Annotated in this window: 7 protein-coding genes; 6 read left to right on the forward strand and 1 reads right to left on the reverse strand. The window is 66.8% G+C overall.

The window, feature by feature from the left end; translation table 11 throughout:
* Positions 1-40: 40 nt before the first annotated feature.
* Complete coding sequence (locus CWO89_RS39535) at positions 41-688, reverse strand: TetR family transcriptional regulator (RefSeq protein ID WP_245476784.1); 648 nt, start codon at positions 686-688, stop codon at positions 41-43.
* Positions 689-775: 87 nt separating this feature from the next.
* On the opposite strand from CWO89_RS39535, the gene CWO89_RS39540 reads away from it, so the two are divergent.
* From CWO89_RS39540 to CWO89_RS39565, 6 genes are all read left to right on the forward strand, one after another.
* Entirely contained in the window at positions 776-1714 is a 939-nt protein-coding gene (locus CWO89_RS39540) for an SDR family oxidoreductase (RefSeq protein ID WP_130583719.1), read from the forward strand.
* Between the two features lie 157 nt (positions 1715-1871).
* Positions 1872-3161, forward strand: a complete 1290-nt coding sequence (murA, locus tag CWO89_RS39545; protein WP_130583720.1) for a UDP-N-acetylglucosamine 1-carboxyvinyltransferase — start codon at positions 1872-1874, stop codon at positions 3159-3161.
* Positions 3162-3203: 42 nt separating this feature from the next.
* A complete protein-coding gene (locus tag CWO89_RS39550) occupies positions 3204-3656 on the forward strand; it encodes a DUF2948 family protein (protein WP_130583721.1) in 453 nt (150 codons plus the stop codon).
* 180 nt (positions 3657-3836) lie between these two features.
* A complete protein-coding gene (gene hisD / locus CWO89_RS39555) occupies positions 3837-5132 on the forward strand; it encodes a histidinol dehydrogenase (protein WP_130583722.1) in 1296 nt (431 codons plus the stop codon).
* Entirely contained in the window at positions 5129-5632 is a 504-nt protein-coding gene (locus CWO89_RS39560; RefSeq protein ID WP_130583723.1) for a UPF0262 family protein, read from the forward strand. Before hisD ends, CWO89_RS39560 begins: the two co-directional genes overlap by 4 nt.
* Before the next feature lie 35 nt (positions 5633-5667).
* Complete coding sequence (locus CWO89_RS39565; protein ID WP_130583724.1) at positions 5668-6132, forward strand: arsenate-mycothiol transferase ArsC; 465 nt, start codon at positions 5668-5670, stop codon at positions 6130-6132.
* The last annotated feature ends 64 nt before the right edge of the window (positions 6133-6196 follow it).

Below are 6196 nucleotides of genomic sequence, written 5' to 3' on the forward strand. Positions count from 1 at the left end.
GACCTTCTCCCCGCAAGGGCGGGGCGAAGGAGAATGGCATTCATTCGAACATCGCGCGGATTGCCGCGAACATCCGCCTTGCGAGAAGCTCCGGCGTCTCGCGGGCGCCCTCGGCGGCCCAGAGCTCACCGCCGACGCGCATCGCGCCGGTTGCGATCATCGCGACCAGCCGCGCCTGCATCTTGTCCGTCTTGTTGCCTGTGCGCTTGAGAAGCGCATCGGCCAGCGTGCGCTCGAGCTTTTCATACTTGAGCTGATCGCGCGCCTGCAGCGCCGGGTTGTCCTGCTTCAGCCGCGCCAACGCCACCACTTCGGCGGGATCGAGCTGCCCGGCCATCGCGATGATGGCGTTCTCCGCCGCAGCGAGCATGGATTCGCCGGCAGGCCGCGCCGCGACCGCCGCGATCAGCGCCGCGCTGGCTTCCTCCTGCCAGGCGAACACGACGTCTTCCTTGGAGGCGAAATAGTGGAAGAAGGTGCGGCGGGAGATGTCCGCGGCGGCGACGATGTCGTCCAGCGTGGTCGCCTCGAAGCCGCGCTCCAGGAACAGCGCCATCGCCGCCCGCGTCAGCTTCTCGCGCGTCTCCTGCCGCTTGCGCGCGCGCAGGCCCGGCGCCGCGGGAGGCGCGGTTTTCTCCTTTGATGACCTGCCCTTAGCCGGTCTGCGCGGGGTCGCCGGTCGCTTCAAATCCTTCACCACTTGCAAAATTGCACCTAGTGCACATTTAGGGGGCGCGGCTGGAACCACACCCCGATTCGAGCAGGAGATATAAGCATGAGCGGCTGGAGCACTGCAGACATTCCACCCCAGACCGGCAGGACCGCCGTGATCACCGGCGCCACCGGCGGGCTCGGCTATGAGACCGCGCTGGCGCTGGCGGGCGCCGGCGCGACCGTGGTTCTGACCGGCCGCAACGACATCAAGGGCAAGCACGCGCTCGAGCGCATCCGCGCGCAATATCCCAAGGCCGACGTCAGCTACGAGACGCTCGATCTGGCAAGCCTTGCCTCGGTCGCCGACTTCGCCGGCCGCTTCGCCATCAGCCGCCCTTCGGTCGATCTCCTCATCAACAATGCCGGCGTGATGGCGCTGCCGAAGCGGCGGACGACGCAGGACGGTTTCGAGATGCAGCTCGGCATCAACTATTTCGGCCATTACGCGCTCACCGCACGGCTGCTGCCGCAGCTTCGCCGCGGCCTCAAGCCCCGGGTAGTCAACCTCTCGAGCCTGGCGCACCGCTCCGGCGCGATCGATTTCGCCGACCTCCAGTCGGAGCGGTCCTACCGCCCGTGGCGCGCCTACTGCCAGTCGAAGCTGGCGATGCTGATGTTCGCGCTCGAATTGCAGCGCCGCAGCGACGCCGCCGGCTGGGGTCTGATCAGCAACGCTGCCCATCCCGGCTATGCGCGCACCGACCTGATCCCGAACGGCCCGGGTACGAGGAGCCTGTCCTCGTATTTCAGCCGCTTGCTGCAACCCTATGCCAGCCAGTCCGCCGCGGCCGGCGCGTTGCCGACATTATTTGCCGCGACCTCGCCGGACGCCAAGCGCGGCGGCTATTATGGACCGAACTGGTTCTACGAGTTGAAGGGCCCGCCGGTAGAGGCGAAGATCATGCCGCAGGCGAAGGATGCCGCGGTCGCGGCGATGCTGTGGGAGGTCTCGGCGACGCTGACCGGCGTCTCCTTCGACCAGTTCGCGGCCGCCGCCTGAACTCCGTTTCCGCGCCTATTGCGCGAGATTTCCGGGCGAGATGCCGGCGCATCGCCCGGAAATGACGAGGAAGCCCACGGAATCGCCCTAAATTTCAACACTTTTGCGGTAGCCCCTTCCTTCGATAGGTTTTTCGCGGATCAGAGCAAGAGGCAGCATGGATCGCATCCGAATCGTCGGCGGCAACAAGCTCAACGGCACCATCTCGATATCGGGCGCGAAGAATGCCGCGCTGCCTCTGATGATCGCAGCACTCCTCACCGAGGAGACGCTGATCCTCGACAACGTGCCGCGGCTTGCCGACGTCGCGCAGCTCCAGCGCATCCTCGGTAATCACGGCGTCGACATCATGTCCGCGGGCAAGCGGCCCGGCGACCGCGAGTACCAGGGCCAGACCCTGCACATCTCGGCCGCCGATATCATCGACACCACCGCGCCGTATGATTTGGTGTCGCGGATGCGCGCCAGCTTCTGGGTGATCGCGCCGCTGATTGCGCGCATGCATGAGGCGAGGGTGTCGCTGCCCGGTGGCTGCGCCATCGGCACCCGGCCGGTCGATCTCCTGATCATGGCGCTGGAGAAGCTCGGGGCGGAGATCTTGATCGACGGCGGTTATGTCGTCGCGAAAGCGCCCGGTGGCCTGCGCGGCGCCGACATCGCCTTCCCCAAGGTTACGGTGAGCGGCACCCATGTCGCGCTGATGGCGGCGACGCTTGCCAGGGGAACCAGCGTCATCACCAACGCCGCCTGCGAGCCTGAAATCGCCGATGTCGCCGCCTGCCTGAACAAGATGGGCGCCGGCATCACCGGCGCCGGCACGCCCTGCATCATCGTCGAGGGTGTCGCCAGGCTCCATGGCGCGCGCCACACCGTGCTGCCGGATCGCATCGAGGCCGGCACCTATGCGATGGCGGTCGCGATGACCGGCGGCGAGGTGCAGCTTTCCGGCGCACGACCAGAACTGCTGCAATCGGCGCTCGATGTGCTCTGCGAAGCCGGCGCCACCGTCAGCGTCAACAATGACGGCATCCGCGTCGGCCGCAACGGCGCCGGCCTTCGCCCGGTGCAGGTCACGACCGCGTCGTTCCCCGGCTTCCCGACCGACCTGCAGGCGCAACTGATGGCGCTGATGACCTGCGCCGGCGGCGCGTCCGTCATCACCGAGACCATCTTCGAGAACCGCTTCATGCATGTGCAGGAATTGGCGCGATTCGGCGCCAGGATTGCGCTCGACGGCGAGACAGCCACCATCCGCGGCACCGACAAATTGCGCGGTGCGCCTGTCATGGCGACGGACCTGCGCGCGTCCGTCTCGCTTGTCATCGCGGGCCTTGCCGCCGAGGGCGAGACCATGGTCAACCGCGTCTACCATCTCGATCGCGGCTTCGAGCGGCTGGAGGAGAAGCTGTCGGCCTGCGGCGCGTCGATCGAGCGCATCAGGGACTGATATCTGGGGGAACCGGTTCTGGCCCAGGAGATTGCTTTCGGCATGATGCCGCCCGCGCCGCTCAAACTGATCGCACTCGATGCCGACGATCTCGCCGTGATCTCGGCGCATGTGCAGGATGCCCACGTGCAGGCCTCCGACATCGTCTGGCGCCAGGGCGAGAAGCGGCTCGTGGTCGGCATGTCCAGGCTGGACTGGGAGCAGACGCTGTCGGGCGAAACCGCCTCGCGCCGCCTGATCGCCGCGCTGCGCTTCGACCGCGTGCTTGCCTGCAAGTCGCGCAAGATCAACCTGGAGGCGCCGGACGCCACCCTGGAACTGCTCGGCATCGAGTTTCACCAGGGTGCCGCCCCCGGCGGCAGCGCACTGCTCCTGTTCAGCCAGGGCGCCACGCTCCGGCTCGACGTCGAATGCCTGGAATGCGAATTGACCGATCTCGGCCCCGACGACCTCGGCACCGCCCCGGCGGGGAGTGATTCCGTGTCGTCCCGGTGAAAGTGCCGTAGGGTGGGCAAAGCGCAGCGTGCCCACCATTCCGAGCACGCCGTTAGATGGTGGGCACGCTACGCTTTGCCCACCCTACCGCCCGGCTCCTTTGTCGGCCATCGAGGGTTGACGGCCCCTATCCGCCGCGCCATTGAGCAGGGACCCTGATCTCAATCACAAGAACGCCCCATGCCCCTCCGCCTGGACCGAAGCAGTGCCGATTTTGAGCAGCGCTTTGCCGCCTTCCTTGCCGCCAAGCGCGAAGTTTCGGCCGATGTCGAGCGCGCGACGCGCGCGATCGTCGACGACGTGGTGGCGCGGGGCGATGCCGCACTGATCGAGGCGACCCGTAAGTTCGACCGGCTCGAGCTCGACGCCTCCGGCCTGCGCGTCACCGCGGCGGAGATCGATACCGCCGTGACGACCTGCGAAGCCGCCACGGTCGACGCGCTCAAGCTCGCCCGCGACCGCATCGAGACGTTCCATCAGCGCCAGATGCCGAAGGACGAGCGCTTTGTCGACCCGCTCGGCGTCGAGCTCGGCTGGCGCTGGAGCGCGGTCGAAGCGGTCGGGCTCTATGTCCCCGGCGGCACCGCGGCCTACCCGTCCTCGGTGCTGATGAATGCGGTGCCGGCGAGGGTCGCCGGTGTGCCGCGCGTGGTGATGGTGGTGCCGGCGCCCGATGGCAAGCTCAACCCGCTGGTGCTGGCGGCCGCTCAGCTCGGCGGCGTCTCCGAGATCTATCGCGTCGGCGGCGCGCAGGCGGTGGCGGCGCTTGCCTATGGCACGGCCACGATCGCGCCCGTTGCAAAAATCGTCGGCCCCGGCAACGCCTATGTGGCCGCCGCCAAGCGGCTGGTGTTCGGCAAGGTCGGCATCGACATGATCGCGGGTCCTTCCGAAGTGCTCGTGATCGCCGACGCGACCTCCAATGCCGACTGGATTGCAGCGGATCTCCTGGCGCAGGCCGAGCATGACGCGAGCGCGCAATCGATCCTGATCACCGACAGCGCGCGGCTCGCCGCCGATGTCGAGCGCGCGGTGGAAGCGCAGCTCGTCACCTTGCCGCGCGCAGAAATCGCGCGCGCCTCCTGGAATGATTTCGGCGCAATTATCCTCGTGAAAAATCTCGACGATGCAGTGCCGCTCGCGAATGCGATCGCGGCCGAGCATCTGGAAGTCATGACAGCGGATGCCGAAGCGTTCGCGGCCAAGGTCCGTAACGCCGGCGCGATCTTCTTGGGCCCGCATACGCCGGAAGCGATCGGCGATTATGTCGGCGGCTCCAACCATGTGCTGCCGACCGCGCGCTCGGCGCGGTTCTCCTCCGGCCTCGGCGTGCTCGACTTCATGAAGCGGACCTCGATCCTCAAATGCGGCCCCGACCAGTTGCGCGCGCTGGGGCCGGCCGCGATGACTCTCGGCAAGGCCGAGGGGCTGGACGCCCATTCCCGTTCCGTCGGACTGCGCCTCAACCTCTCATGAACAAGCCGCCCACTGAGGAGGATCCCAACAATCGCATCGTCGCGGTGACGCTTGACGAGGAATCGATCGGGCGTTCCGGGCCGGACATCGAGCATGAGCGAGCGATCGCGATCTACGACCTGATCGAGCAGAACCTGTTCGCGCCTGTTGGCACGGAGCCCGGGCCGTACACGCTGCACATCGCGATCACCGGCAACCGGCTGATGTTCGACATCAGGCGGGAAGACGGCACGCCGGTGGTGGCGCATCTGTTGTCGCTGACGCCGTTCCGGCGGATCGTGAAGGACTATTTCATGATCTGCGATAGCTACTACCAGGCGATCCGGACCGCGACGCCGGACAAGATCGAGGCCATCGACATGGGCCGCCGCGGCATCCATGACGAGGGCTCGCGCACGCTGCAGGAGCGGCTGAAGGGCAAGGTGCGGATCGATTTCGAGACCGCGCGGCGGCTGTTCACGCTGATCTGCGTCCTCCACTGGAAGGGGCAGGACGCATGAGGCGCGCGCGGCCGCAATCCAACAAAGCTTAAGCGATGGGGGCGCCGCCCGCGCGCAATCCGCAGGCCGTGCTGTTCGCATGTGGCCAGAACAGCGTGCGCTCGCCGATGGCGGCGAGCCTGTTGCAGCAGATGTTTCCGCAAGGACTCTATGTGCGCTCGGCCGGCGTGAAGAAGGGCGAGCTCGATCCGTTCGCGGTCGCCGTGATGGCCGAGCTCGGCCAGGATATCTCCGCCCACAATCCGATCACCTTCGACGAGCTCGAGGATTGGGAAGGGCTCAATTTCGACCTTATTGTTACGCTGTCGCCGGAAGCCCACCACAAGGCGCTGGAATTGACCCGCACGCTTGCCGCCGACGTCGAATACTGGCCGACCCATGACCCCACCGGCACCGAAGGCAACCGCGAGCAGAAACTCCAAGCCTATCGCGAAGTCTGCGACGGCCTCCTGACCCGCATCCGCCGCCGTTTTGCAAGAGCCGGCGCCACAAACGAGTAGGGACGCGTGTGGCCCGCCGCTCTCACTTGCTCCCGCCTCTCCCTGCAAGGGAGAGGCCGGATTG

This window comes from Bradyrhizobium sp. Leo170, assembly GCF_004296405.1.
Lineage (GTDB): Bacteria > Pseudomonadota > Alphaproteobacteria > Rhizobiales > Xanthobacteraceae > Bradyrhizobium.